Source organism: Micromonospora radicis, assembly GCF_003583405.1.
Lineage (GTDB): Bacteria > Actinomycetota > Actinomycetes > Mycobacteriales > Micromonosporaceae > Micromonospora > Micromonospora radicis.
On sequence record NZ_QXEC01000011.1, the window covers coordinates 143840 to 168318 of the forward strand.

General features: G+C 72.2%; 22 protein-coding genes. 12 read left to right on the forward strand and 10 right to left on the reverse strand.

Features of this window, described 5'->3' with window-relative positions; all coding sequences use genetic code 11:
- Window positions 1-3: 3 nt before the first annotated feature.
- The gene (locus D2L64_RS13875) at window positions 4-933 is read right to left on the reverse strand and encodes an LLM class F420-dependent oxidoreductase (protein ID WP_119576203.1); all 930 of its coding nucleotides are present in this window, start codon (window positions 931-933) and stop codon (window positions 4-6) included.
- 339 nt (window positions 934-1272) lie between these two features.
- Here D2L64_RS13875 and D2L64_RS13880 point away from each other — a divergent pair, with 339 nt between their 5' ends.
- The gene (locus tag D2L64_RS13880) at window positions 1273-3441 is read left to right on the forward strand and encodes a carbohydrate-binding module family 20 domain-containing protein (RefSeq protein WP_119576206.1); all 2169 of its coding nucleotides are present in this window, start codon (window positions 1273-1275) and stop codon (window positions 3439-3441) included.
- Between the two features lie 53 nt (window positions 3442-3494).
- Here the strand turns inward: D2L64_RS13880 and D2L64_RS13885 are convergent, their stop codons facing one another.
- From D2L64_RS13885 to D2L64_RS13905, 5 genes are all read right to left on the reverse strand, one after another.
- The gene (locus D2L64_RS13885) at window positions 3495-4187 is read right to left on the reverse strand and encodes a hypothetical protein (protein ID WP_119576209.1); all 693 of its coding nucleotides are present in this window, start codon (window positions 4185-4187) and stop codon (window positions 3495-3497) included.
- Window positions 4184-5101, reverse strand: coding sequence for an ABC transporter ATP-binding protein (locus D2L64_RS13890; RefSeq protein ID WP_119576212.1), 918 nt, complete (start codon window positions 5099-5101; stop codon window positions 4184-4186). Before D2L64_RS13890 ends, D2L64_RS13885 begins: the two co-directional genes overlap by 4 nt.
- The gene (locus D2L64_RS13895; RefSeq protein WP_233558940.1) at window positions 5098-5469 is read right to left on the reverse strand and encodes a GntR family transcriptional regulator; all 372 of its coding nucleotides are present in this window, start codon (window positions 5467-5469) and stop codon (window positions 5098-5100) included. The genes D2L64_RS13890 and D2L64_RS13895 overlap by 4 nt, the downstream gene beginning before the upstream one ends.
- Before the next feature lie 127 nt (window positions 5470-5596).
- Window positions 5597-6634 carry a hypothetical protein gene (locus D2L64_RS13900; protein WP_119576215.1) on the reverse strand — a complete coding sequence of 346 codons (1038 nt, stop codon included), beginning with the start codon at window positions 6632-6634 and terminating at the stop codon, window positions 5597-5599.
- On the reverse strand, window positions 6634-6903 hold the full coding sequence (locus D2L64_RS13905) for a hypothetical protein (RefSeq protein WP_119576218.1): 270 nt from the start codon (window positions 6901-6903) through the stop codon (window positions 6634-6636). The genes D2L64_RS13900 and D2L64_RS13905 overlap by 1 nt, the downstream gene beginning before the upstream one ends.
- 270 nt (window positions 6904-7173) lie before the next feature.
- Here D2L64_RS13905 and D2L64_RS13910 point away from each other — a divergent pair, with 270 nt between their 5' ends.
- The 4 genes from D2L64_RS13910 to D2L64_RS13925 all read left to right on the forward strand — a co-directional run bounded on the left by D2L64_RS13910 (window position 7174) and on the right by D2L64_RS13925 (window position 11249).
- The gene (locus D2L64_RS13910) at window positions 7174-7587 is read left to right on the forward strand and encodes a YciI family protein (protein WP_147376237.1); all 414 of its coding nucleotides are present in this window, start codon (window positions 7174-7176) and stop codon (window positions 7585-7587) included.
- Window positions 7588-7706: 119 nt separating this feature from the next.
- The gene (locus D2L64_RS13915) at window positions 7707-8264 is read left to right on the forward strand and encodes an ester cyclase (RefSeq protein ID WP_119576223.1); all 558 of its coding nucleotides are present in this window, start codon (window positions 7707-7709) and stop codon (window positions 8262-8264) included.
- A gap of 103 nt (window positions 8265-8367) precedes the next feature.
- On the forward strand, window positions 8368-10542 hold the full coding sequence (locus D2L64_RS28265) for a DUF4153 domain-containing protein (RefSeq protein ID WP_119576226.1): 2175 nt from the start codon (window positions 8368-8370) through the stop codon (window positions 10540-10542).
- Window positions 10543-10667: 125 nt separating this feature from the next.
- Window positions 10668-11249: a hypothetical protein gene (locus tag D2L64_RS13925; protein WP_147376238.1), complete on the forward strand. Its 582-nt coding sequence runs from the start codon at window positions 10668-10670 to the stop codon at window positions 11247-11249.
- A 9-nt stretch (window positions 11250-11258) separates the two neighbouring features.
- On the opposite strand, the gene D2L64_RS13930 is transcribed toward D2L64_RS13925, so the two are convergent.
- A complete protein-coding gene (locus tag D2L64_RS13930) occupies window positions 11259-12065 on the reverse strand; it encodes a hypothetical protein (protein ID WP_147376239.1) in 807 nt (268 codons plus the stop codon).
- A 119-nt stretch (window positions 12066-12184) separates the two neighbouring features.
- Complete coding sequence (locus tag D2L64_RS13935) at window positions 12185-12664, reverse strand: MarR family winged helix-turn-helix transcriptional regulator (protein ID WP_119576235.1); 480 nt, start codon at window positions 12662-12664, stop codon at window positions 12185-12187.
- An 85-nt stretch (window positions 12665-12749) separates the two neighbouring features.
- Here D2L64_RS13935 and D2L64_RS13940 point away from each other — a divergent pair, with 85 nt between their 5' ends.
- A complete protein-coding gene (locus D2L64_RS13940) occupies window positions 12750-14600 on the forward strand; it encodes an FAD-binding protein (protein ID WP_119576237.1) in 1851 nt (616 codons plus the stop codon).
- Window positions 14597-15499 (forward strand): LLM class flavin-dependent oxidoreductase, encoded by a 903-nt coding sequence (locus tag D2L64_RS13945; RefSeq protein WP_119576240.1) that lies wholly within the window; start codon window positions 14597-14599, stop codon window positions 15497-15499. The genes D2L64_RS13940 and D2L64_RS13945 overlap by 4 nt, the downstream gene beginning before the upstream one ends.
- Window positions 15500-15699: 200 nt before the next feature.
- On the opposite strand, the gene D2L64_RS27280 is transcribed toward D2L64_RS13945, so the two are convergent.
- Window positions 15700-16608: a CPBP family intramembrane glutamic endopeptidase gene (locus D2L64_RS27280; protein ID WP_158603501.1), complete on the reverse strand. Its 909-nt coding sequence runs from the start codon at window positions 16606-16608 to the stop codon at window positions 15700-15702.
- 168 nt (window positions 16609-16776) lie between these two features.
- On the opposite strand from D2L64_RS27280, the gene D2L64_RS27285 reads away from it, so the two are divergent.
- From D2L64_RS27285 to D2L64_RS28270, 5 genes are all read left to right on the forward strand, one after another.
- Entirely contained in the window at window positions 16777-17145 is a 369-nt protein-coding gene (locus D2L64_RS27285; protein WP_158603502.1) for a hypothetical protein, read from the forward strand.
- Window positions 17146-17510: 365 nt separating this feature from the next.
- Window positions 17511-19115, forward strand: a complete 1605-nt coding sequence (locus D2L64_RS13955) for a sensor histidine kinase (RefSeq protein WP_119576246.1) — start codon at window positions 17511-17513, stop codon at window positions 19113-19115.
- Between the two features lie 16 nt (window positions 19116-19131).
- On the forward strand, window positions 19132-19797 hold the full coding sequence (locus D2L64_RS13960; protein WP_233558941.1) for a response regulator: 666 nt from the start codon (window positions 19132-19134) through the stop codon (window positions 19795-19797).
- 156 nt (window positions 19798-19953) lie between these two features.
- Window positions 19954-20322 carry a hypothetical protein gene (locus D2L64_RS13965; protein ID WP_119576249.1) on the forward strand — a complete coding sequence of 123 codons (369 nt, stop codon included), beginning with the start codon at window positions 19954-19956 and terminating at the stop codon, window positions 20320-20322.
- A complete protein-coding gene (locus D2L64_RS28270; protein ID WP_147376240.1) occupies window positions 20319-22892 on the forward strand; it encodes a helix-turn-helix transcriptional regulator in 2574 nt (857 codons plus the stop codon). The genes D2L64_RS13965 and D2L64_RS28270 overlap by 4 nt, the downstream gene beginning before the upstream one ends.
- Window positions 22893-22997: 105 nt before the next feature.
- Here D2L64_RS28270 and D2L64_RS13975 read toward each other — a convergent pair whose 3' ends face one another.
- Entirely contained in the window at window positions 22998-24473 is a 1476-nt protein-coding gene (locus D2L64_RS13975; protein ID WP_147376241.1) for a hypothetical protein, read from the reverse strand.
- Window positions 24474-24479 lie beyond the last annotated feature (6 nt).

Genomic DNA, 24479 nt, shown 5'->3' on the forward strand with positions numbered 1-24479 from the left:
GGTTCAGAGCTGCGGCAGTACCTCGCCGGCGACCAGGTCCAGGTGGTCCAGGTCGGCGAGGTCGAGCACCTGGAGGTAGGCCCGCTGGCTGCCCACCGCGCGGTACCGGCCGATCTTGTCGACCACCTCGGCGGGAGTGCCGGCGAGCCCGTTCTCGCGCAGTTCGTCCGCGTCCCAGCCGATCGCGGCGGCCCGCCGGGCCACCTCGGCGTCGTCCTTGCCGCAGCAGAGCACCAGCGCGTTGGACCAGGTCAGCTCGTCCGGGTTCCGGCCGATCTCCTGGCAGGCGGTCCGGACCCGGGCGAACTGGGTGACCGTGTCGTCGATCGAGACGAACGGCAGGTTGAACTCGTCGGCGTACCGGGCGGCGAGCTGCGGGGTCCGCTTCGCACCCATGCCGCCGAGCAGGATCGGCGGGTGCGGCCGCTGCACCGGCTTGGGCAGCGCCGGTGAGTCGCTGACCTGGTAGTGGCGGCCGGTGAAGTCGAACGTCTCCCCCGCCGGGGTACGCCACAGGCCGGTGATCACGGCGAGCTGCTCGTCGAGCCGGTCGAAGCGCTCCTTCAACGCCGGGAACGGGATCCCGTACGCGCTGTGCTCGGTGTCGTACCAGGCGGTGCCGATGCCGAGTTCGACCCGTCCGCCGCTCATCTGGTCGACCTGCGCGACGGTGATGGCCAGCGGGCCGGGCAGCCGGAACGTCGCGGCGGTCATCAGCGTGCCGAGCCGGATCGAGCGGGTGTCCCGGGCCAGTCCGGCGAGGGTGGTCCAGGCGTCGGTGGGGCCGGGTTCGCCGCTGACCGCCCCCATCTTGAGGTAGTGGTCGGAGCGGAAGAAGGCCCCGAAGCCGGTCTCCTCGGCGCGCCGGGCCACGGCGAGCAGGTCGTCGTAGGTCGCGCCCTGCTGGGGTTCGGTGAAGATCCGCAGTTCCATGGGTCGAGCATAGAAAGCTCACCGCCCGGGCGCCCGGCGACTCGGCCGCGCGATGCGCACCGCCGGTGTGCCGGGCGGTCGGGATGCGCCGACCGCGCCGGCCACAGCCCGCCCTCGGGTGGAGCCGTCGACCGTTTCGGCCGAAGTGGACGCAAATCCTTGCAGTGTTTTCAGTCATCCGCAAGGGCTTGTTCGCCATCGTACCGACTTGTGAAACAGAGGTTCACAGGCATCGACGGCGCTGTTACGGTCGCGCAATCACCGCAAGTTCTTGCACAACTTGCAGGAAACCTTGCCATCACCGTTACTGCACCTGACCGTCCCCTGAGGAGGGCTTCCGTGCGCATCCCCCGTCCCCGTGCCGCGATCCCCGCGGCCCTGGCCGCGACGCTGGTCGCGGCCACCCTCACCGCCGTCGCCACCGGTACCACCCCCGCCAGCGCGGCCGAGGTACGCGCCAACGGCGACGCCATCGTCCACCTGTTCCAGTGGCGGTGGGACTCCGTCGCCGACGAGTGCGAGTCCAACCTCGGCCCGAACGGCTGGGGCGGGGTGCAGGTCTCCCCGCCGCAGGAACACGTGGTGCTGCCCAACGCCGAGGGTGCCACCTACCCGTGGTGGCAGGACTACCAGCCGGTGTCGTACCGGCTCGACCAGACTCGGCGGGGCACCAAGACCGAGTTCGTCGACATGGTCGAGCGCTGCCGGGCGCAGGGCGTGAAGATCTACGTGGACATGGTGCTCAACCACATGAGCGGCACCGGCTCGGCCGGCAGCGGCCCGGGCAGCGCCGGCACCGTCTACAGCAAGTACAGCTACCCGAACCTGTTCGACGACGGCTCGGGCGACAGCTACGGCCACGGCGACTTCGCGCCCTGCTACCGGCGGATCAGCAACTGGGGCAACAAACAGGAGGTGCAGGACTGCGAGCTGCTCGACCTGGCCGACCTCAACACCGCCGACCCCGAGGTACGCCGGAAGATCGCCAAGTACATGAACGCGGTGATCGACCTGGGCGTGGCCGGCTTCCGGGTGGACGCGGCCAAGCACGTACAGGAGGCACACCTGGCCGACATCATCAGCCGGTTGCGGGACGTGCCGGGCTTCGGGGGCCGGCCGGACCTGTTCCACGAGGTGTACGGCGACGGCACCATCCCCTACACCGCGTACGCCCCCTACGGCGGGGTGACCAACTTCGACTACCAGCGGGCCGTCTCGTCGGCGTTCCGCGACGGCAACATCGCCCAGCTGGGCAACCTGCCCAACTACGGCGGCCTGACCGGGCAGCAGGCGGTGGTCTTCGTCGACAACCACGACACCCAGCGGGAGAACCCGACGCTGACCTACAAGAACGGCGCCCGCTACTACCTGGCGGACACGTTCATGATGGCCCACCCGTACGGTCGGCCCCAGCTGATGTCGAGCTACGCGTTCGGCTCGACGCACGGGCAGGGCCCGCCGAGCACCGCCGACGGCACCACCCTGGCCACCGACTGCGCGAGCAGCGCATGGATCTGCGAGCACCGGGACGCGGGGGTGGCCGGTATGCCCGGCTTCCGCAACGCGGTCGCCGGCACCGGCGTCGGCTCGGTCGTCACCGACGGCAACGGCCGGTTGGCCTTCGCCCGCGGTGACCGGGGCTACGCCGCCTTCAACGCCACCGGCAGCACGTGGAGCCGCAGCTTCAGCACCTCGCTGCCGGACGGCCGGTACTGCAACGTGGGCCGGGGCGCCTACGACCCGGACACCGAGGCCTGCCCAGGCGGCGTGGTGACCGTCTCCGGTGGTGGCTTCGCCGCCGCCATCGCACCGGACCAGGCGCTCGCCCTGCACGTCGGGGCCCGGCTGGACGGTCCGGCCCCCACCCCGACGGCGAGCCCCACCGGGTCACCGTCGCCGACCGCGAGCCCGTCGCACCCGGCCGGGTCGACCCGGTTCACCGCGACCGTGACCACCAACCCCGGTCAGGAGGTGTACGTGGTCGGCTCGATCCCGCAGCTCGGCTCGTGGAACCCGGCGAACGGGGTGAAGCTGTCCACCACGTCGGGCAGCTACCCGACCTGGACCGGGTCGGTCGACGTCCCGGCCGGCACCGCGTTCGAGTGGAAGCTGGTCAAGGTCGGCAACGGCGCGACGCAGTGGGAGAACGACCCCAACCGCTCCGGCACCGGCGGCACCGCGTTCACCGTGGCCTGGAACCAGCCGGCCGGTGACCCGTCCGGCGCGACCACCGTCTCCTTCCGGGCCACCGCCAGCACGGTCCCCGGCCAACACGTCTACGTCGTCGGTGACCTGCCCGCCCTGGGCGGCTGGGATCCGGCCCGGGGCGTACGGCTGTCGCCGACGGCGTACCCGGTCTGGACCGGCGAGCTGAGCGTGCCGGCCGGCACCACCTTCGCCTACAAGTACGTCAAGCGCACCGACTCCGGCCAGGTGGTCTGGGAGTCCGGCGCGAACCGTACGGCCACCGTCGGCGGATCGCTGACGCTGACCGACACCTGGCGCTGACCCCCTCGCTGGCGCGGCCCCTCCCGATACCCGATCGGGAGGGGCCGCCCCTCTCATGGGGCCGCGCGGCGGATGATGAGGTAGCTGACGGCGGCGAGCGGGACGGCGAGCAGCGCCGGATAGCCGACCAGCAGTGCCCCGCCGGACTGGTCGGCGAACCAGCCGCCGATCGCCGGCCACCAGCCCCGCCAGGTGGCGAGGACACCCAGCCCACCGAACCCGACGATCGCCGCGGCGCTGAGGGTGAGCATGCCGTTGACGCCCCAGCGCTTGAAGACCAGCGCGATGGCGATACCGAGGAGCCCGAGCAGCAGGAACGGGATGGCGAAGGCGAGGTACCGCAGCACCGGGTTGTCGACCAGCAGCAACGGCAGGCCGAAGAAGGTCAGCTCGATCCCCCAGCCGCCGGTGGCCTCCTCGACCACGGCCAGCAGGTAGAGCACCGCCGCGTAGGCGACCGCCTGTGCGCCGAACTGGAGCAGGTTGCCCAGGTAGAAGCTGCGGCGGGAGACGCCCAGTCCGATGATGAACGGGAAGTCCTGGGTGATCGTGGTGACGCAGGCGACGAGCATCACGATGTAGATGCTGGAGAGGCCACCGGTGACGGGGGCCGGGTCGACGTCACCGATCGAGCCGAAGAGCGCCAGGTTGACGAGGAAGCTGAGGGCGAGGATTCCCCAGGGCCAGCCGAACACCAGGGGCCAGGCGACGAACTGGAGCCGGGCGACCGTCAGGACGCGGTTCATCGGAACTTCTCCTTGCTGGTCGCTTCCGCGCCGGCCGGCGCGGATCCGGTTCTCGCGGTGGTCAGGCGGACGACGGTGTCCTGGAGTGAGGACGCTTCCAGCATCAGGCCGAGGGTCCGGGCCCGGTCGTGGTCGGCCGGGCCGAAGTCACCGCGTACGGTGGCCCGCGCCGTCCCGCCGAGCCGGGTCCGGTGCAGCTCCGCGCCGGTGCGGGTGAACTCGTCGACCGCCGCGGTCGGGCCGGAGACGGTGAGCACCTGACCGCGGAGGGTCTCCGCCTCGGCGTCCAACAGCAGGCGACCCGCGTCGATGAGCAGGACGTGTTCGATCAGTTCGCTCACCTCGTCGATGAGGTGGGTGGAGAGCACGACGGTGCGGGGGTGCTCGGTGTAGTCGGCCAGCAGCCGGTCGTAGAAGATCTGCCGGGCCACCGCGTCCAGGCCGAGGTACGGCTCGTCGAAGAAGGTGAGCGGAGCCCGCGAGGCGAGGCCGATGATGATGCCGAGCGAGGAGAGCATGCCCCGGGACAGCTTGCGCACGTTGCGTCGCAGCGGCAGCCGGAAGTCGTCGGTCAGTTGCTGCGCGAACTCGTCGTCCCAGCCCGGGTGGACCAGGCTGGCGGCGCGCAGCACGTGGTGCACGCCCATGGACGGGTAGGTCTGGCTCTCCTTGATGAAGCTGGTCCGGGAGAGCACCCGCTCGTTCTCGTACGGCTGTTCTCCGAAGACCGTGACCTCGCCGGAGGTGGCGAAGTTCTGTGCGGTGAGGATCTGCATCAGGGTGGTCTTGCCGGCACCGTTGCGCCCAAGCAGGCCGTAGATCCGGTTCTCGGTGAGCGAGAAGCTCACCCGGTCCAGGGCGGTGACGCCGCGGTACCGCTTGGTGAGGTCGGTGACGGTGACGACCGGGCTCATCGGATCTCCTCCCAGGTGTCGATCATGTGCTTCAGTTCGGCCGGGTCGATGCCGAGCTTGCGTGCCTCGGTGAGCAGCGGTTGGACGTACTGCCGGGCGAACTCGTCACGACGCCGGCCGCGCAGCTTGGCGCGGGCGCCGGAGGAGACGAACATCCCGATGCCTCGTTTCTTGTACAGGGTTCCGTCGTCGACCAGCTTGTGTACGCCCTTGGCGGCGGTCGCGGGATTGATCCGGTGGAAGGCCGCCAGCTCGTTGGTCGACGGCACCTGTTCCTCCTCGGCGAGGGTTCCGTCCAGGATCGAGTTCTCCAGCAGCTCCGCGATCTGGAGGAAGATCGGCCGGCCGTCCTCCATCACTGCCGCCACCCTCCCCCACCACACTGGTTGGCTGGTTCATTACTCATGTAACTAACCATGCAACCAGGAAGGCGTCGCTGTCAAGACGCGGCGTGGCCGGCCCTCGTCGAGGGCCGGCCACCTGGGCGGGCTCGGGTCAGCCGAACGGCGGCCGGGCGTACGCGGCCCGCAACGCCGCCAGCCCGGCGGCCTTGGGGCTCAGCGTGCCCCAGCCCGAGTTGAAGTAGTTCATCCGGGCGATGAGCGGCCCGCGCTCGGCGTTGATCCGGGCGATCGCGGGCGGCACCGTGGCGATCCAGGCCGCCTGGTCCGGGATCTCGGCGACCCGGACCCCCCACTCGGCGATGATCACCGGGCGGGACAGCGCCACCGGACCGAGGTCGGCCACCGCCCAGTCCTTGGTGCGCCGGAACCGGTCCAGCGCGGTGTGGCCGGGGCTGGTGGCGTACACGTTCCACTGCAGGAAATCCAGCCGCGACATCAGCGACTCCGGATGGGTGCGCTGGAACGCGGGCCGGTCGAAGCCGCCGAGGCCGACCGAGAAGGTGGCGCCCTGGGGCAGCGCCTTGGCCCGGAACCAGTTCACGATGTACGTCACCGCCTGCACCGCCCGGGCGTCCGACTCGGCCCAGGTGTAGCTCTTGCCGGCCTCGGTGGTGCCGAACTCGTGGTCGGTGTCCAACTCCGAGGCGAGTTGGACGTTCACCCCGAAGCCCATCGTCCGGTACTGCGACAGTGCCCGGGCGAACAGCCCGTCGCACTGCCCGGCGAGCACCTGGCCGTAGCCGTACGCCTTCGGCCAGACCGTGCCCGGGCGCTGCTGGATGGTCATCGCCGGGGCCGGCACGGTGTAGCTGACGCCGTCCACGGTGAAGGTCTGCGGCCCGGTGTCGGGCACGCCGTAGTGCTTGAGTTCCAACACCATGTTGAGCCGCACACCGGACCGGCCGAGAGTGGTCAGCCAAGGTCGGTTGTAGCCGGGGAAGATGTGGCCGTCGGCGAAGCTGCGGTACTGGGTCAGCGACCGGAACGCACCGCCGGCCATGTCGGCCGTCGGGTCGGCGTTGCCGCCGAGGTAGTAACCGCCCAGCACCGGCGCCGCGACCGTGTAGTCGGCGCGGGCGGTGGCGCTCTGTCCACTGGAGTCGCGCACGCTGACGGTGACCCTGGGCATCACGCCACCGCCCGGTACACGGCCACCGCCCCGTTGTCCGACACCCGGGACCAGGTGCGGCCCGAGTCGTCGGTCACGGTGATGGTGAGCGGGTCGATGACGGCACTGACCTTGGCCGGTGCGCTGCTGTTGCCCTGGGCGTCGGTGACCACCACGGTGACGGTGAGCACCTTGTTGTCGGGATCGCCGTAGTTGACGGTGAGCAGCATCTGGGCACCGGGGGCGTAGGTGGTCGCGTTGAGTGAGGCGGTAACGGTGGGAGCGGCCATGCCGGCTCCTTCCTGACTCGTTCGCCGCGACCGGCGGATCTACACCGGTGAAGGCGGCGAGGTCTGCGACGGCGACCGGAGCTGGACGCGGTGAGGCGCTTGCAGCGCGCTCCGGCGTGGTGACGGCGGCGACGTCGCTGTCGAGCCCGTGGCCACCGCGGTGACCGGTGGGGACGCTGTTGTCCCCGCCCGGCCGGAGAGTCGGATGTGGCCCGCCATCCGCAGCCTCTCTACCTGCTACAACAGTGCATCAGGACCGACCCTGGCGTCTTGTCTCATTCCGGACACATCTATCCCAACGGAGCGTTCTACGTGAAGTACCTGATGCTCGTCTACGGCAACGAGGAGATCTGGGGCAGCCTGCCCGACGCCGACCTGGCCACGCTGATCGGCGCGGTCGACGCCTTCAACGAGCGGCTGCGCGCCAGCGGCGAGCTGGTGGACGTACAGGGGTTGGTGACCCGGGCACGGGCGGTGCGGATGGCCGGCGACACCCCGGTGGTCACCGACGGGCCGTACCTGGAGGCGAAGGAGTACGTCGGCTCGTACCTCGTGGTCGACGTCGACAGCGAGCAGCGGGCGCTGGAGATCGCCCGCTCCTACCCGGGCCTGCGGTTCGGCCCCGGCACCGGTGGCGGCATCGAGGTCTGGCCGCTGATGACCCGCGACGGGGCCGACCACTGAACCTCGACCAGACCAGCACCGACCTACTGAACGGAGCGGGGCCGGCGACCGTCGATCACTGGGTACCGGCCGACACCGGCCGGTACCCAGTTGCCCGACCCGACACTTCGGAGAGTCACTTGTCGGCATTCACCCTTCCGCCCGAGGACGTGCTGCGCGCCCGGGAGAAGCTGGTCCTCGACCACTTCGAGGACGAGGTCCGCCAGGACTGGGACAGCGTGCTCACCACCTTCCCGCACCCGCACTACGAACTGATCGCCTCGATGACGGTGCACGACGGCGACGCCGCGGTGCGCGGCTACTACCACGACACCCGGACCGCATTCCCCGACCAGCACCACGAGATCATCGCGATGCGGCACAGCCAGGACGCCGTGATCGTCGAGTTCTGGCTGATCGGCACGCATCTCGGCCCGCTGGGCAAGATCCCGCCGACCGGTGGCCGTCACCGCACCCGGATGACCGCCTACTTCATCTTCGACGAGCAGGAGCACCTGGTCGTCGAGCGGGTGTACTTCGACCAGCTCTCCGTGCTCAAGCAGGTGATCGGCCACCTCGACAAGAAGAAGCCACGTGACCTGCTCACGCTGCTGCGCGTCGTACGCGGCATGCTCGCGATGGCCGGCGGCGAACCGGACCCCCGCCTGCTCACTCCGCCACCGGGGGTGCCGCGGTAGACCCGCGAGCGCGGCCGACCCGGGGCCGGCGGGGAAGCGGGACAACGCGGGCGGACACCCGCGCCTAGAGTGTGGCGACACACTTGTCGATCGAGGAGGCGCGGTGTCCGAGCCGCCACCGGCCGAGCCGTCCCCGGGCAACGGGGAATCCAGCCCGGCCCCCGTCCCGCCCGCCGTCCCGGCGGAGCCCGGGGCGGCGCCGCAGCTGCTGGTCGCGCCGCAGACCGAGGGGCTGCCGTCGATCGTGTGGCCGGGCCCGGCCGGGCAACCCGCCTGGGCCATCCCGGTCTCGGTGCCGGCCGGCACCCGGGGCTACGCGATCTTCCTGCCGATGCTGCCGGAGGCCGGTCCGCCGGCCGTCGGTGCCCCGCCGGCCGAGACGACACCGGCCGCACCCGCCGCGACCGGTCCGCCGTCCACCGCCGCGCCGGCCACGTCGGCGGCGCCGGCCCAGCGCGGTCCGACGACGAGCGCACCGGTCAGCTCCACCGCCGAGCAGACGACCGCGGGCTCCGGTACGGCGTCGGCGGGCACCGCGCCCTCCCCCGCCACCGACGAGCCACCGACCGGCACCCCGACGCCACCGGGCGGCGCACCGGCAGCGGTCGGCACCCCGCCGCCGGGAGGGCCACCGACGCCGCCGGCCGACGAGCCGGCCGCGAGCACGCCACCGACGCCGCCCGGTCGCCCCGCACCGCGACCGGCCGACCGGGTTCCCGCGTACCCGCCGCCCGGCCCCCAGTACGCGTTCACCCGGACGCCACCGCCGCCGACCTTCTTCGATCGGGTCTGGCCCGGACCAGCGCCGGCCCGTGGCCGGGCCACCCCGCTGGCCGTGCTGGCCGGTGCGTTGGGGGTGGCGGCGTTCGTGCCGCTGGGCCGCACCGGCGTCGGCTGGTTCCTCGGCTGGCTGGTGCTCACCGCCGGGGTGATCGTGGCGACGTGGCGGCACACCGCCGCGCTCGCCCCGGCCGAGCGCCGGATCCGGGCCGGCTGGGCCGTCGCCGCCCTGGCGCTGCTCGCGGTGCTCGCCTTCCGCAACGCCTGGTGGCTGGTGACCTTCTGTGTGCTGGCGGCGCTGGGCTGCGCCGCCCTGGCGATCGTCGGCGGGATGCGGGTGCGCTCGATCCTGTTCAGCCTGGTGGCCGCGCCCATCGCCGGACTGCGCGGGCTGCCGTGGGTACGCGCCCACCTGCGGGCACCCGGCAGCCCGGGCACGGTACGCCGGGTCGTCGGCTCGGTCGCCGCCACCGTGGCCGTCCTGCTGGTGTTCGGTCCCCTGCTCTCCGCCGCCGACGCCGCCTTCTCCCAGGTGCTCGGCGCCCTGGTGCCGGAGATCAGCATCGGTGGCGTGTTCCGCTGGCTGTTCCTGGCCGTCCTGGGTGGCCTGATCGCGGTGGCCGCCGTGTACACCATCGCCGCGCCACCGGAGCTGTCCGGCATCGACCGGTCGAGCAACCGGCGGATCGGCCTGGTGGAGTGGGCACCGCCGATCGCCGTGCTGACGGCCCTGTTCGCCGGCTTCGTCGCGGTGCAGTTCACCGTCCTGTTCGGTGGGCAGCGGCACGTCCTGCGGACCACCGGACTCAGCTACGCCGAGTACGCCCGCAGCGGCTTCTGGCAGTTGGTGGTGGTGACCGTACTGACGCTGGCGCTGCTCGGCGGCGTGTCCCGCTGGGCCCGCCGGGACCGACGCCTCGACCGGGTGCTGCTGCGGGTCCTGCTCGGCCTGCTCAGCGCGCTGAGCGTGGTCATCGTGGTGTCGGCGCTGTCGCGGATGTACACCTACCAGCAGGTGTACAGCTTCACCGGCGAGCGGATCTTCGTGATGGCCTTCGAGTTGCTGCTCGGCGTGGTCTTCCTGATGATCCTGGTGGCCGGGGTCCGTTGGCGCGGTGCTTGGATCCCCCGGCTGACCACGGCGCTGGCGGTGGTGTTGCTGCTCGGCCTGGCCGCGCTCAACCCCGAGGACTACGCGGCCCAGCGCAACGTGGCCCGCTACCAGGAGACCGGCCGGATCGACGCCTGGTATCTGCGGGCGCTCTCCGCCGACGCCACCCCCGCCCTGGCCGCGTTGCCCGACCCGGTACGCCGGTGCACGCTCAGTTGGATCGCCGACGACCTGGCCGAACCGGACCCGTGGTACGCCTGGAACCTGGGCCGGGACCGGGCCCGTGCGGTGCTTGACCGGTTGGGCCCCGAGGCGATCGGCAACCAGCGCGACTGCCGCCGCGCCGACCAGTTCGACCTGCCGAAGACGCGCCGCCCGGCACGCTGACCCGGCACCCCGGCGAGCGCGGTAACCGGCAGCACTCGCACGAGGGCCGTCGGCACACCGGTACGACCTCCGGCGCATCCGCATCGACGTGCCGTACGCCTCGGGGCCGGCCGTACGCTGTCCCCATGTCGCACGAGCCCGCAGTGATCGACCTGGACGAACCCGGTCGCCCGCCGGAGTCCCCTGCGGGCACCGGTCCCGGGGGCGCACGGAAGGCGGTGTGGCGGTTCGCCGCCGTCTTCGTGGTCGGAGCGCTGCTCGGCGGTATCGGTGTCGATGCGCTGCACGACTACCGTGCGCAACGGGCGCAGGACGCCGTGGTCGCCCTCGTGGCGCTGCCCGACTCGGCCAACTACGGCGGTTCGTCCGACGGCAGGCGGGTGCAGCTGTCCGGACGGCTGACCGTGGTCAACGCCGGCCCCGCGCCGGTCACCATCCACGAGGTGCAGGCGCAGCGGCCGGACGTCACGGTACGCAGTCCCCGGCAACAGCCTCGGCTGTTGTCGCCGGGAGAGACGGCTCATCTCCTGGTCGAGGTGGGTTTGGACTGCACGGTGTGGGGCCCGCTGGGGCCGCTGCCGGTCCGGTTGTCGGTGCAGACCCGCGACGGGCAGGTTCGGGAGTTCAGTTATCCCGTCGCGTTGCCGACCAGCTACTGGGAACGCGACGGGTTGGGCATGTGCCCGCAGCCGTCTCCGCCCCGGTGACCGGTCGGGTCACCACGGCTCCGGGATGTTCAGCGCCAGGCAGCGCTGGGTGCCGGGGACCGGCTGGTAGCAGGCGGTGGCCTCCAGGTTGTTGCTGTGGTCGGGTCGGTGGAAGGAGGCCGTGCCGCCGTTGACGCAGGTGCTGCCGGTGACGGTGGTCCCGCCGGTGACCTTGCCGGTGGCGCACCCGACCGTGGCGGCGGTCTTCTGCACAGTGTTCAGCGAGGAGCGCAGATCCCCGGACTGGTGGGCGCCGTAGCCGATCTGGCTGACCCCGGAGCGGGTGATCGCGTACTGGAACGCCGTGGAGGTGTAGTACGACCAGCTCGCTCCGGTGCCGACGGTCCGCAGTCCGGCGTCGGTCGCCGAGCCGGGGATGAACAGGTGGAAGCCCTTGTCGTGGGTGTTGGTGCCGTCGATCATCCGGTAGACGATCACCAGTAGTCCCTGGCTGTAGCTGGTCGTGGTGTACGACAGGGAGGTGCCGTTGCCACAGGTGGTGCGGTCGGCGATGTAGCCGACGCCGTTGGCGTAGAGCAGCACCCGGGCGCAGCGCCCGTCGGCGGCGGTGTCCTCGATGGTGCCGAGCGTGGCCGAGGTGCCGGCCTCGTCGGTGGCGTAGCCGGTCAGCCGCACCCCGGGAAGCGTGCCGGAGTACTGGTAGGCGGCGGGGTGGTAGTAGTTCCACGAGGCCGACCAGCCGGTGCCGGAGGGCAGCGCCGACGCTGGCGCGGCGGGCAGCAGGGCAGCGGCGATCGTGACGACCAGCGCGGCGGCCAGCACGCCGATCGAACGCGGTCGGGCAGGCGTCCTCATCGCTCCTCCGTCTTGCGTGCGTGCCTCACGGGCGGTGGACTCGTTCATTGACGATGATGACGGGCCGTACGGCGAACCGAACGACTCTGTCCCCAGCCGGACAGTGCCGGCGGCGGCGCTCAGGAGGGGGCGGTCTCGTCGGCCTCCGGGCAGCTGTCGGCCAGGCCCCCCGCCGCCTTGATCAGCAGCCGCCGGAAGGCCACCCGTTCCCGCTCGTCCAGCGCGCCGAGCACGGTGGCCTCGGCGGCGGCCACCTGCCCGCAGAGGGTGGCTATCGCCGCCCGTCCGCCGGGGGTGGCCACGATGCGGCGTTGGCGCCGGTCGGCCGGGTTGGGTTGGCGTTCGACCAGGTTCGCGGCGACGAGGTCGTCGATCAGGTAGGTCATCACGGTGCGGTCGATGCCGAGCCGGTTGGCCAGCGCGAGCTGGCTGGGTTGGTCGGCGCGGACGACCTCGCAGAGGGTCTGGTATCCCCGGGCACCGTGTGGGAAGTCGCCCAGCGTCGGCGGCAGCGTGTCGCGGTACGCCCGCAGGAGCACGCCCAGCGCCCAGCCGAGGTCCTGGTCCGGGGAGGGGATGGCCGATGTGCTCTCGCTCATGGGAACAGCATAACCCTCATCCGCTGTTGTGCAGATCGTCTGTACGACATACGGTCTTCCAAGAAGACGGTTAGTGGAGGGTGGTATGACCATCGAACTGGGCATCGCGCTGGACCTGTCCGGCGCCGACGGCGATCCGGCGGTGCTGGCCGACCTGGCCCGGCGGGCGGAGTCGGCGGGCCTGGACCTCGTCGTGATCGACGACTCCGGCCGGCAGCCCCAACCGGGGCTCGACCCGTGGACGACGGCCGTCTGGCTGGCCGGCCGGACCACGCACATCCCGATCGCGGTGGCTCCGGCGACGAACGCCACCGACCCGCCCGAGACCGGACAGCCGTACCCGTCGGTCGTGGCGAAGGCACACCAGAGCCTCGACGTGCTGGCCGGTAGCCGGCTGGTCGCCGCGCAGGCGGGTTGGACGCTCGCGTCACCGGATGCCGGAATCGACCAGATCCGCCGCCTCGCGGAGGCGGGCGCGCCGGTGGTGGTGCCCGTGCGGTCCGCGGCGGAGATCGCCCGGCTCGCCGCGCTGGTGGCCGGGGACGGGCGCGGCACGGGCCGCTCCGCCGCGGTGCGGGCACGACGTCGAGCGGGCATCGACTACGACGGCGTACCGACGTCGCTGGCCGACGTCGCGGTCGAGCCCGGCGACCCGGCGTACCGCGGGGTCACCTCGACGTACCTGCGGGGTGGCGCACCCGGTCTGGTCCTGCGACCGCGCACGCCGGCCGAGGTGGCCGACGCGCTGGCGTTCGCCCGGCGACACCGCCAGCTGCCACTCGGGATCCGCAGCGGAGGCCACGGCGTCAGCGGTCGCTCCACCAACGACGGCGGACTCGTCATCGACGTCGGCGCGCTCAACGGCATCGAGGTTCTCGACACCGAACGGCGGCTGGTCCGGATCGGTCCCGGCGCCACCTGGAAGCAGGTGGCGGCGGAACTCGACCGGTACGGCTGGGCGCTGGGCTCGGGCGACTACGGCGGCGTCGGCGTCGGCGGGCTGGCCACCGCGGGCGGGATCGGACTGCTGTCCCGCCGACACGGCCTGACGATCGACCGGCTCCGCGCGGTGGAACTGGTGCTGGCCGACGGCAGCCAGGTACGAGCGTCCAAGGCGGACAACCCCGACCTGTTCTGGGCGGTACGCGGAGCCGGTGCGAACTTCGGCGTGGCCACCGCCTTCGAGTTCGAGGTCAGCGAGGTCGGCCAGGTCGGTTGGGCGCAACTCGTCCTGGTCAGCACCGACCTGGAGAAGAGCCTGCGCCGCTACGGCGAACTGGCGAGCGGGGCACCCCGGGACACCACCGTGTTCCTGGTCACCGGGCGGCCCCGGCAGGGCCAGTCGGTGCTCCAGCTGTACGCGATCGTCGACCAGCAGGACCCCGACGTGATCGTCGAACGGCTCACCCCGTTCACCGAACTCGGTTCGCTGGTGCAGCAACAGGTGGTGCTCACCCCGTACAAGGAGGTCATGGCGCTGGCCGCGGACGTCGGGCCGGACGGCCACCACGGCATGGGCGAGCCGGTCTCCCGGTCCGCCTTCCTCCCGGCCCTCACCGACGACTTCGCCCGCGACACCACCCGGCTGCTGCGCAGTGGCCTGGTCCACTTCTTCGAACTACGGGCGATGGGCGGGGCGATCACCGACACGCCGGCCGACGAGACCGCGTTCGCCCACCGCGCACCCGCCTTCCAGGTCACCGCCATGGGTACGGACCAGGGCCGGCTCGACGCGGCCTGGGACGGCCTCGCCGGTCACTTCGACGGCCTCTACCTCAGCTTCGACACCGACCTACGCCCGCAGCGACTGCACGACGCGTTCCCGCCACGGGTGCTCGCCCGGTTGCGCACGCTCAAACGGCGCTACGACCCGGGCAACCTGTTCCGGGACAACTTCAACATCGACCCGCAGACGACCGAGGAGCAGACCCGATGACCGACTACGGACACGACCTCCTGTTCGGCCTGTTCGTCACCCCCGGCGTGGCGCAGGCGCGGCACGCGCTGGACCTGACGGCGACCGCCGACCGGGCCGGACTGGACCTGGTCACCTTCCAGGACCACCCGTACCAGCCGACGTTCCTGGACACCTGGACGCTGCTGTCGTACGCCGCCGCGCGTACCGAGCGGGTGCGGTTGAGCGGCAACGTGCTCAGCCTCCCGCTGCGCCCCCCGGGCGTACTCGCCCGCGCGGCGGCGTCCCTCGACGTCCTCAGCGGCGGCCGGTTCGAACTCGGCATCGGCGCGGGCGCCTTCTGGGACGGCATCGCCGCGATGGGCGGCCGACGACTCACCCCGAGCCAGGGCGTCGACGCCCTGCGCGAGGCGATCGCCGTCATCCGGGACCTCTGGGACGTCGACGCCCACGGAGCCGTACGCCACGAGGGCCCCTTCTACCCGATGACCGGCGCGAAGCGGGGGCCGAAGCCCGCCCACGACATCGAGGTCTGGGTCGGTTCGTACAAACCCAGGATGCTGGCGCTCACCGGTGCGGTCGGCGACGGCTGGCTGCCCACCGTGGAGTACCTGCCCGACGGGGTGGCGTCGCTGCCCGGGCACAACGCCCGCATCGACGAGGCCGCCGTCGCGGCGGGACGGCCGCCCGCCGCGGTCCGGCGTCTGCTGAACGTCATGAACGTACGGTTCTCCCCCACCTCCCGAGGTCTGCTCGACGGCCCGCCCGGACAGTGGGTCGAGCAGCTCGCCGACCTCGCCCTCACCCACGGTGTCACCGCGTTCCTCATCGGCGGCGACGACCGCACGCTCGCCGAACGGTACGCCGCCGAGGTCGCGCCGGCCGTCCGGGAACTCGTCGCGCGTGAACGCCGCCGGTGAGGCTGTCTCGGCCGGACGCCGCCACTGGCTCCGGACACCGGTGTACCCGGCGGGCGCGCTCTGGGGTGCCACCGGGTCGCCACCCACCTGAGCGAGCAGTCGTTCGGTCTATGCCTGGTGCTGTCGTGCCTGCTCACCCTGCTCATGCTCGGTGCGCTCGGCGGGGAGGTCCGGCAGCACCGCACGCGGCGCTCGGGCGGCTAGCCGCGGGCGTGGGTCTGTACGCGGCGGCGGCGGGCCAGCCACACGACGGCCTCGCCGTACAGCAGCACCACGCCCATGTCCACGGCCAGGCTCACCGTGGACATGTCATCGGAGGCCAGGCGGGTCTCCAGCGTGCCGGTGACGACCGCCAGCCCGAACGCGACCACGTTGTTGACCACGTGGAGTCCGATCGCGGCCTCCAGTCCGCCGGTCCGGATCGTCACCACCGCCGTCACCGCGCCGAAGAAGACCGTGCTGACCATCGCTGCGACGCTGCCGTGACCGTGAGCGAGCCCGAACAACAGCGACGACAGCACGACCCCCGGCCACGGCGACCGGATCCAGGCCCCGAAGGTCTGCATCAGCCAGCCGCGGAACAGGTACTCCTCGCCGGCGGCCTGCAACGGCACCAGCACCAGCACCGCGGCCAGACCGATCAGGATGCGTTCCCAGCCCACCCAGGTACTCTCGACCGCCTCGCCCAACAGGGTCAGCAAGGTGCCACTCAGCGCCAGTACCGGCACGGCGAGCAGCAGGCAGTCCGCCAGCCAACGCCAGCGCAGCCGACCGGTCACCGACGACACCGTGCCGGCGGGACGGCGCTGCGTCCACCGTGCCGCCAGCAGGGTGAGCGGAATCAGCAGGCCCAGTGCGACAAGGGTCAACACCAACTCGACCTCGGTCGCCGAGACGCCCGTCAGGTCGGGTGACCAGCCCACGGCCCAGCGGACCGCGCTCACCGCACCGAATCCGCCCGCCAGGAGTACCGGCAGACCGGTCACGATCAGCAAGGTGCCGAGGACGGGCCGCCACCAGCGGTGCCGGCCGGTCCGGGCGAGCCGGTGGTAGGGAATCCGGGTGGCCGGCGCCGTCGTGTTCGGCGTCGCGGAAGACGTGATCGACATGTGAGACAGCTTCTCGGCCGGCGGCCGACGGATCATCTGGCGGCCGGTTGAATGCCGGCTCTTACTTTCGTCGTACCGGGAGCAGATCGAGATCCGACGAAGCACTGACGACCGCCCGGCCGCGTTCCGGAAGTCTGTTCGCATCCCGATCACGACGGAGGAACAGCCATGCGTAAGACCGGAATCATCATCACCATCGTGCTCGTCGTCCTGTGCGGCGGTCTCGGCTGGACGGTCTACCAGATGTACGACCTCGGCAGGGAGCTGCTCGGTGCCGGCGTCACGCGGGACCAGTTCGACGCGCAGCAGGAAGGCACCGCGGAGGCGGCCGTACGGGCCGCGTTGCCCGATCCGCTGACCGACATCAGCGACAAGGACCTCTATCGCAACGACCCGGGCCGGCAGGGCATGCCGGCCGGTGCCTCGTGTGTCTACTACACGATCAAGCCGATCGAGGCTGACGGGCCGGACCTGTGGCGGCTCTGCTTCGTCGACGGCAAGCTCGCCGAGAAGAGCGCCATCACCATCCCGCAGTGACGACGCCGTCCGGGCGTACGACCGGGCCGTCGAGCATGCCGGCGGACCCGGCGCCCGACGGTCGCGGGCCGGGCGAAGCGGCATCGGGCACGCCAGCGAGAATCGCCGTCTACATCGGTCCGTACCGGCCCTGCCCGGTACGGACCGGGCCCGGCGAACGTGCCCGGCACCGACCGACCCCGACCGGGTCGACCTGCCGGTACGGACCCCGGGCGGGTTACCAACAGGCACGCGACGCGGTCGCTCGGACCGCCGGCAACGGCTACTGAGAGGTGCGGAGACACCGTGATCACGGATGTCGACGGTCGGAGTCCCGGCCCGGTCATCGGTACGGCGGCACGCCCTGGCGGCCGGACGGCCCGGCGGTGAACGGATCGTGGGCGGCCCGGACGCTGGCCGGGCCGTGGGCGGCCCGATGGCGCGAGCGGGTACGCCGAGCCGGGGCATGGCGCCTGGTCTACGAGACCTGCCTGGTGGTGCTGGTGTCGACCGCGGCGACGTGGGCGGCGGTGGCCGCCGACTGGTATCCACTGGCGCCGTGGCTGGTCGGGTTCTCCACGCCGACCCTGATGCTGCTGCGGTTGAGGTTCCCGCTGGCCGCGTACGTCAGCGCGGCGCTCGTCGGGCTGGGCACCGGCGGGCAGAGCAGTCTGGTGCTGGCGGTGCTCAGCGCGTCGGTCGGTTACCGCGTCGCCCGATGGTGGCGGGTCGCCGTCGCCCTGGCCGCGGCGTGGGCCTGCTACCTGGCCTCGATCGGGTTGTGGGAAGGAGAGCTGGACGCCAGGTTGGCCGTCGCGTTCTCGGCGATGTTCGTGTTGCTGGCGGTCCCACCGGCCGGTGTGGCGCGACTGGTCCGGCGGCGGCGGACGCTCCTGGCGGCGATGCACCAGCGCAACGTGCAGTTGCACCGCCAGCAGAGTGAGGTCGCCCGGCAGGCGCAGGCCCGCGAGCGGGCCCGGATCGCGCGGGACCTGCACGACTCGCTGGGTCACAAGTTGACGCTGATCTCCCTGTACGCCGGGATGCTGCGCACCGCCGACGGGGAGCGGCGGGACGAGGCCACCGACCTGGTACGACAGACCTCCTCGGCGGCGATGACCGAGCTACGTCAGATCCTCGGCATCCTCGACCAGGGCGACACCCAGCCGTTGGTGCAGCCGCTGACCGGACTGGACGAACTGGCCACGCAGGCGCGTGCCGCCGGCGCCGACGTGCAGATCCGACGTGAGGGAGAGCCCCGACCGCTGACCCCGCTGACCGAGCACGCGGCGTACCGGGTGATCCAGGAGGGACTGACGAACGCGTTGCGGCACGCGCAGGGCGGCGGGGTCGTACTGCTGCTGCGCTACGAACCAGACGCACTGGTCGCCGGGGTGACCAACACCGCCGGGCGACGGTTCTCGCGGTCGACGTCCCAGCAGGGGCTGCTGGGGCTGGCCGAACGTGTCCGGGTGGCCAACGGCGTGCTGTACCACGGCCCGACTCCCGACGGTGGCTTCCGGCTGGCGGCCACGCTGCCCTACTCGGGCGGTCAGCCCGCCGCACCCGCCGCCGAGCATCGTGCACCGCCGGGTACCGCGCCCGAGGCCGACTTCACGGCCCTTGTCGATCGTGACCGCCGCCGTGGCCGGCTCATCCTCGTGGCCACCACGCTCTCCCTCGCCGCCCTGCTGGTGCTGTGCCTGGCCGGGGCCTGGTTGGCGATGGCCTTCGTCGTCGTCGACCGGGACACCTACGACGCGATCCGGGTCGGCCAACCGGAGCCCGAGGTCCGCGCGCTGCTACCGGACGCCGATGCCGCGACCGTCGGTGTCGGCGGCGGCCGGGCGGTGCCCGGCGCCACCTGCGTCGACTACGAGGCGTCGCTGCTGGACGAGGGCGGCCCCGGCACCGGGCGGACCATCTACCGGTTCTGCTTCCGCGACGGGGTGCTCGTCGACAAGCAGGCATTCCAGGAACAGCGGCCGTGACCCTACGATGCCAGCGATGGACGAGCCGATGATCGAGCCCCTGCGGGTGCTGCTGGCCGACGACGACTCGCTGATCCGCACAGCGATCGACGCGATCCTGCGCCCCGTCACCGACATCGACCTGATCGCGCAGGCCACCGACGGCCGGGCCGCGGTCAACCTGACGGTGCGACACCAACCGGACGTGGTACTGCTGGACATCCAGATGCCGGCGCTGGACGGCCTGGCCGCGCTGCGGGAGATCCGACACCTGGCCCCGGCGGTCCACGTGCTGATGCTGACCACCTTCGGCCAGGACGAGTACGTCACGCGGGCCCTCGCCACCGGGGCGGCGGGCTTCCTACTCAAGGAGTCGGCGGTCGACGAACTCGCGTACGCCATCCGCGCCGCCGCGGCCGGCAACGCCTACCTCTCACCGAAGGTGACCCGTCAGGTCCTCAACCGGCTGCCCGCCGCGACCGCGCGACCCGAGCAGGACGTGGCCAAGGTCGACACGCTCAGCAGCCGGGAACGCGAAGTCCTGGTCCTGCTGGCCCAGGGACTGTCCAACGCCGAGATCAGCCAGCAGCTGTTCATCTCCGAGGGAACCGTCAAGACCCACGTGTACCGCGTGTTCGCCAAGATCGGCTGCGAGAACCGGGTCCAGGCCGCCATGCTCGCCCAACGCTCCGGCCTGCTGTAGCCCGACGGGACACCGCCGCCAGGCAGGCGGCAGCGAGGGCGCGTCCCGTCCGGCCTGGGTCGCGTGTTGCCGACGGCTCGTAGCCTGCGGACCGTGCCCGACGACCCGCTCAGCTCGCGCCCACCACCCGGGCGAGCGCCCCGTACCTTGATCACTGTGCTGCTGGTGTTCGGCGTGATGGTGCCCTCCATCCTGGTCCGTGAACTGATCGAGGGTACGACGGGCAGTGACCCGCTCGCGGATCTCGGGTGGATCGCGGTTCCGATGGCGGCCACGGCCTGGCTCGCGCCGCGCGCCTCCTACCGTCGCCGCGACGCGTCGTGGTGGCTCGCCGGCGGGTTCGGCCGCTACGTCTTCGTGGTGATCGTTTGGCGGGTAGCCCTCCTGCCCTACCGTGACTGGCCGCCTCGACCCGACGAGGCACCTCGGGCCCGCTGGCTGCGCGAGGGGCAACAGGCCGGGTTGTGGCACCTGCCGGGGCCACGGGGGCAAGCGGCCGGGGGGCGGGAGGTGATCCCGGCATGACGATGGTCGGCCGGGCCCGGGAGTTCAGCGACGTCCTCGCCGCGGTGCGCGATCCACGAACGGACGTGGTCCTGGTCACCGGCGAGGCCGGGGTGGGCAAGACCCGGCTGCTCGACGCCGTGTCCACGGCTGTTCCTGCCGTCCGCGCGTGGGGCACGCGAGGGTTGTCGCACGTCCCGTTGGCGGCGTTGGCGCACCTGGTCGACCCGGCGACGACGTCACTCGCGGAGATGGTCGCCCAGGTGCTCCGGGCGGTCCCCGCCGGAGCCGTGCTCGCGGTCGACGACCTGGACGGGTGCGACGAGGTCTCCCTGGCCGTCGCGGTGCGGGTCGCCCGCGACGCCGGACGCACGCTGGTCGGCACCGTACGAACGGTCGACGGTCGCGTGCCACCCACCGTGGCCGAGCTGGCGGCCTCGTCGAACACCGTCGTCCTGCCGGTCGCGCCGTTCGACCGGACCTCGACCGAGGAACTCGTCGACACGCTGCTCGACGGCCCGGTGGACGCCGGGGTGGTCGACGGCGTGTGGCGCCGTACCGGCGGGAATGCCCTGTTCGTCACCCAACTGCTCGACGGCGCACGCCGCTGCGGCGCGTTGCGCCGCTCGGCGGTCGGCTGGCACGCCGTCGGACCGCTGCCGGTCCCGACCGGGCTGCGCAGCCTCCTGCCGACCCGCCTGGCGGGCCTGCCCGACGATGCCGTCGCCGCCGCCCGCTTCCTCGCCGCCACCGGCCGGGCCGACGACGCGGAGGTCGCGCACGCCGGACACCACGTCGGAACCGAGCACCTGGTCACCCACGGGGTCGCGGTCTGGACGGCCGAGACGCTGCGGTTCGTCCACCCGTTGTTCGCCGAGGTGCTGTGGGACGGGCTGTCGCCCGCCCGGCGGCGCGCGGTGCTCCGCGAGCACCTGGCGGTCGCCCGGGCCCTCGCGCCGCAGGACCACGTACGGTGCACCGTGCTGAGCCTGGACGCCGGCGAAGCCGTGGCGCCGGGACACCTGCTGACCGCGGCGCGGGTCGCGGCGGCGGGCGGCGCCACCGACGTCGCGGCGCGGCTGGCCCGGGCGTGCCTCGACCGGGCCGACCTCTGGACCGACCACCCGGAGGTCGCCGTCGGTGCCGCCCTCGTCTTCGCGGTCACCCGCTGGGAGACCGGGCGTGCCGACGAGGCGGTGACCGTCCTGCGTGACGCGCTGGACCGCACCCCGCCCGGCCAGGACGCCGCGCTGCTCGCCGTGACGCTGCACAAGGTGATCCTCTGGGGTCGATACGACCTACCCGGCGCCCGGGACGTGCTGCGGGAGCAGTCCGCCCGATATCCCACCGGGGCGCCGGTCGCAGCCCTGTTCGCGGTCGCCGAAGCCGACGCCCTGGCGTACGCCGGGTTCCCGGACGAGGCGCTGGCAATCGCGTCCGTCATCTCCGACAGCGCCAGGCTGCCGCTGCCGGTCCGGACCATGCTGGCGACGAGCCGCAGCAACGCCCTGGCCCACATCGGACGGACCGGCGAGGCCGTCGCCGTCATCGAGGAACTGCTCGACCAGGTCCCGGCGGCCGGGCCGGAGACGGCCACCGGAACCCGAGACAAGCTGCTCGTGTACGCGAGCCACGCGCTGCGTGAGCACGGGCGGCTGGCCGACGCCGCACGCACCGCCGAACGTGCCTACCACAGCGCGTTGGCCGACGGCGTGGTCTTCGAACGTGCCTGGGCCGCCCTCTGCGTCGGCGCGGCCCGACTGCAGGCGGGGCACCTGGACGACGCGGCGCGCTGGGCCCGGCGCAGCCTGGTGACCTCGGTAGCCGCCGGAATGACCGACTGCACCCGGGTCTGCCTCTCCGTGCTGGCCGTGGCCTACGGCTCACGCGGCCTGACGCCGGATCCGGCGTGGCTGACGCACCTGCGCTCGCCGGAGGCAGGCCTGGGGTTCCTGCGCCACACCGTCCCGATCGCACTGGGCTGGGCCGCGTACGCCGAGGGTCACCACGCCCAGGCCCACGACCTGCTGCGGCAGGGCCAGACCAGAGCCGCGCAGGAACGGGCGGTGGCCGCCGAGTCCTGGATCCTGCACGAGCGCCTCCGGATGCACGACGGCACCGGGGTACGCGCCCGGCTGACCGCGCTCGCCGTCGGATCCCCGGTCGGCGCGGCGCGGCTGGCCCTGGCCACCGGGCTGGAACGCGCCCACCCCGAGACCCTGCTGGCGGCCGCGACGGCCTTCGAGGCCGTCGGTTCACCCCTGTACGCGGCCGAGGCCGCGGCGGCGGCCTCCCGGTGTGCTTCCGGTCGGGCCGCCGCCGCGGCCCGACGGCGGGCCGACGAACTCGCGTACGAGGTCGCCGACCCGCCCACCCCCCTGCTGGGCCGCTCCCCCGCGCCCGCCGACCCGCTGACCTCCCGCGAGCGCCTCGTCGCCGAACTCGCCGCCGGTGGGGCGACGAACGCCGAGATCGCCGAACGGCTGGTCCTGTCGGTGCGGACGGTGGAGAACCACCTGTCCCGCGCCTACGCCAAGCTCGGCATCACCTCGCGGGCCGACCTCGCCCGGTACGGGATCCCGAACCGGTAGTCACGCTCGTTCTCCGACGGCGCCCCGGCGGACGGCTGCGACGACCGCCGTACCGCCAGGCCGCGCCAGGCCGCCGTACCGCCGTACCGCCGTGGGACAGTGGCCTCAGCAGGTACCGGGGCCGGACTGGCAGCCTCCGCCGGGGCCGCCCCCGATGCCGGTCGCCCCGTCGAGCGGGCTGGGCAGGTCGGGACGGGTCTCGGGCTGGGCCTTGTTCCAGCCGGTACCGAGGACCGTCGCCCCGACGTGGGTGGCGATGTCGTCACCCGAGAACAACGAGATCAGATCCCGGCGATTCAGGGCCGCGTTGACGTCGTCGTCGGTCAGCACGCCGATCACGGACGGGGCGTCCTGCACCGGGGTGACAGTCGCGCCCCTCATCGTGAGCAGCTTGTCGAGCGCGGCGGTCGCCTCCTGGTTCGAGAGCCAGGCCGTGCCGGGCAGGGCCAGCCCGGTGACATCCTCGCCGGTGGTCATTCCGTCGGTGCAGTTCTCACCCTTGGCGTCGCACTTCTGGGTCGTGGTGGTCGAGGAGGTCTCGTTACCGTCCTCGTCGACCGTGCGCTCGGTGTGGGTCTTCTTCGTCCCGGTGGTCTTACCGTTCTCGTCGCGCTCGTACTCGGTGGTGTCCTTCGTGATCGTCGTACTGCCGTCCTTGTTCTTCTCGTGGACGGTGTGCGTCTCCTTGACGACGTTCCCGTTCTGGTCGCGCTGCGTCCGCTCGGTGTGGTAGCGCCCGCTCAGGTCGTAGTACGACTCGTCGGTCGACGTCCCCTCCGTGCCCAGATCCTTGTCGTAGTACTCGGTCCGGCTGCTCGACGCACACAGGTCCTCGCACCCCGGCGTGCCGGGAAAGGTTCTCGACGAGGACCCGTCGCCGTACCCCTGCACCCACGTCCCGTTGTCGGGCGCCATGCTCGTCACGCCGCCGTGGCTGGCTGCCCACCACGAGGTCGCGCCGTCGTACGCGCCGTACCAACTGCCGTTGAACCGGCCGAGGTCGATGTCCATCTTCTTGCCGGAGCTGCCGAGGGTCAGGCCGAAGGTCAGACCGGACTTCCAGGGCGCTTCGATGCCGAGGCCCTTGAGCAGCCCGTCGTCGATCCCGGCGAGCGCGATGCTCTCCCTGCGCGTGGGGATCCCGAAGACCTGCGACGGAAGACTCGACCCGACACCCCCGAGCTGGAGGCCGTACCACTTCTTCTCCAGGCCGATGACGAACTCCTCCGGGAACACGGCCCACGTGCCGTACCCGAGCTCGTAGGTCGGCAGCTTCCCGTCGAGGGTCGCGTCCAGGACCAGGCGCAGCGGCGGGGTGCTGGCCGGGTCGCGCGGGTCGTAGCCGAGGGCGATCTCGTCGGCGTCGGCCACCCCGTCGCCGTCGGAGTCCACCACCCCGAGCGCGAGATAACAGGCGGACAGGTCGCATACCCGCAGGTCGGCGAGGTTACCGCTGCGTCGACCGTCGTCGGCGCCGACCGGCGAGGCGAGGACCGTGGGGAGCAGAAGGGCACCGAGGCTCAGGCTCGTCAGTGCGCGCCGGAACCAGGTTCCGGAGGAAGGGACGGATCGAGAGGACATCATGAG

Excerpts from the sequence above, each read along its gene's own strand:
- D2L64_RS13875 (WP_119576203.1), bottom strand. The coding sequence starts at position 933 with ATGGAACTGCGGATCTTCACCGAACCCCAGCAGGGCGCGACCTACGAC.
- D2L64_RS13885 (WP_119576209.1), bottom strand. The coding sequence starts at position 4,187 with ATGAACCGCGTCCTGACGGTCGCCCGGCTCCAGTTCGTCGCCTGGCCC.
- D2L64_RS13890 (WP_119576212.1), bottom strand. The coding sequence starts at position 5,101 with ATGAGCCCGGTCGTCACCGTCACCGACCTCACCAAGCGGTACCGCGGC.
- D2L64_RS13900 (WP_119576215.1), bottom strand. The coding sequence starts at position 6,634 with ATGCCCAGGGTCACCGTCAGCGTGCGCGACTCCAGTGGACAGAGCGCC.
- D2L64_RS13905 (WP_119576218.1), bottom strand. The coding sequence starts at position 6,903 with ATGGCCGCTCCCACCGTTACCGCCTCACTCAACGCGACCACCTACGCC.
- D2L64_RS13925 (WP_147376238.1), top strand. The coding sequence starts at position 10,668 with ATGTCGCACGAGCCCGCAGTGATCGACCTGGACGAACCCGGTCGCCCG.
- D2L64_RS13930 (WP_147376239.1), bottom strand. The coding sequence starts at position 12,065 with ATGAGGACGCCTGCCCGACCGCGTTCGATCGGCGTGCTGGCCGCCGCG.
- D2L64_RS13935 (WP_119576235.1), bottom strand. The coding sequence starts at position 12,664 with ATGAGCGAGAGCACATCGGCCATCCCCTCCCCGGACCAGGACCTCGGC.
- D2L64_RS13940 (WP_119576237.1), top strand. The coding sequence starts at position 12,750 with ATGACCATCGAACTGGGCATCGCGCTGGACCTGTCCGGCGCCGACGGC.
- D2L64_RS13945 (WP_119576240.1), top strand. The coding sequence starts at position 14,597 with ATGACCGACTACGGACACGACCTCCTGTTCGGCCTGTTCGTCACCCCC.
- D2L64_RS27280 (WP_158603501.1), bottom strand. The coding sequence starts at position 16,608 with ATGTCGATCACGTCTTCCGCGACGCCGAACACGACGGCGCCGGCCACC.
- D2L64_RS27285 (WP_158603502.1), top strand. The coding sequence starts at position 16,777 with ATGCGTAAGACCGGAATCATCATCACCATCGTGCTCGTCGTCCTGTGC.
- D2L64_RS13960 (WP_233558941.1), top strand. The coding sequence starts at position 19,132 with ATGGACGAGCCGATGATCGAGCCCCTGCGGGTGCTGCTGGCCGACGAC.
- D2L64_RS28270 (WP_147376240.1), top strand. The coding sequence starts at position 20,319 with ATGACGATGGTCGGCCGGGCCCGGGAGTTCAGCGACGTCCTCGCCGCG.
- D2L64_RS13975 (WP_147376241.1), bottom strand. The coding sequence starts at position 24,473 with ATGTCCTCTCGATCCGTCCCTTCCTCCGGAACCTGGTTCCGGCGCGCA.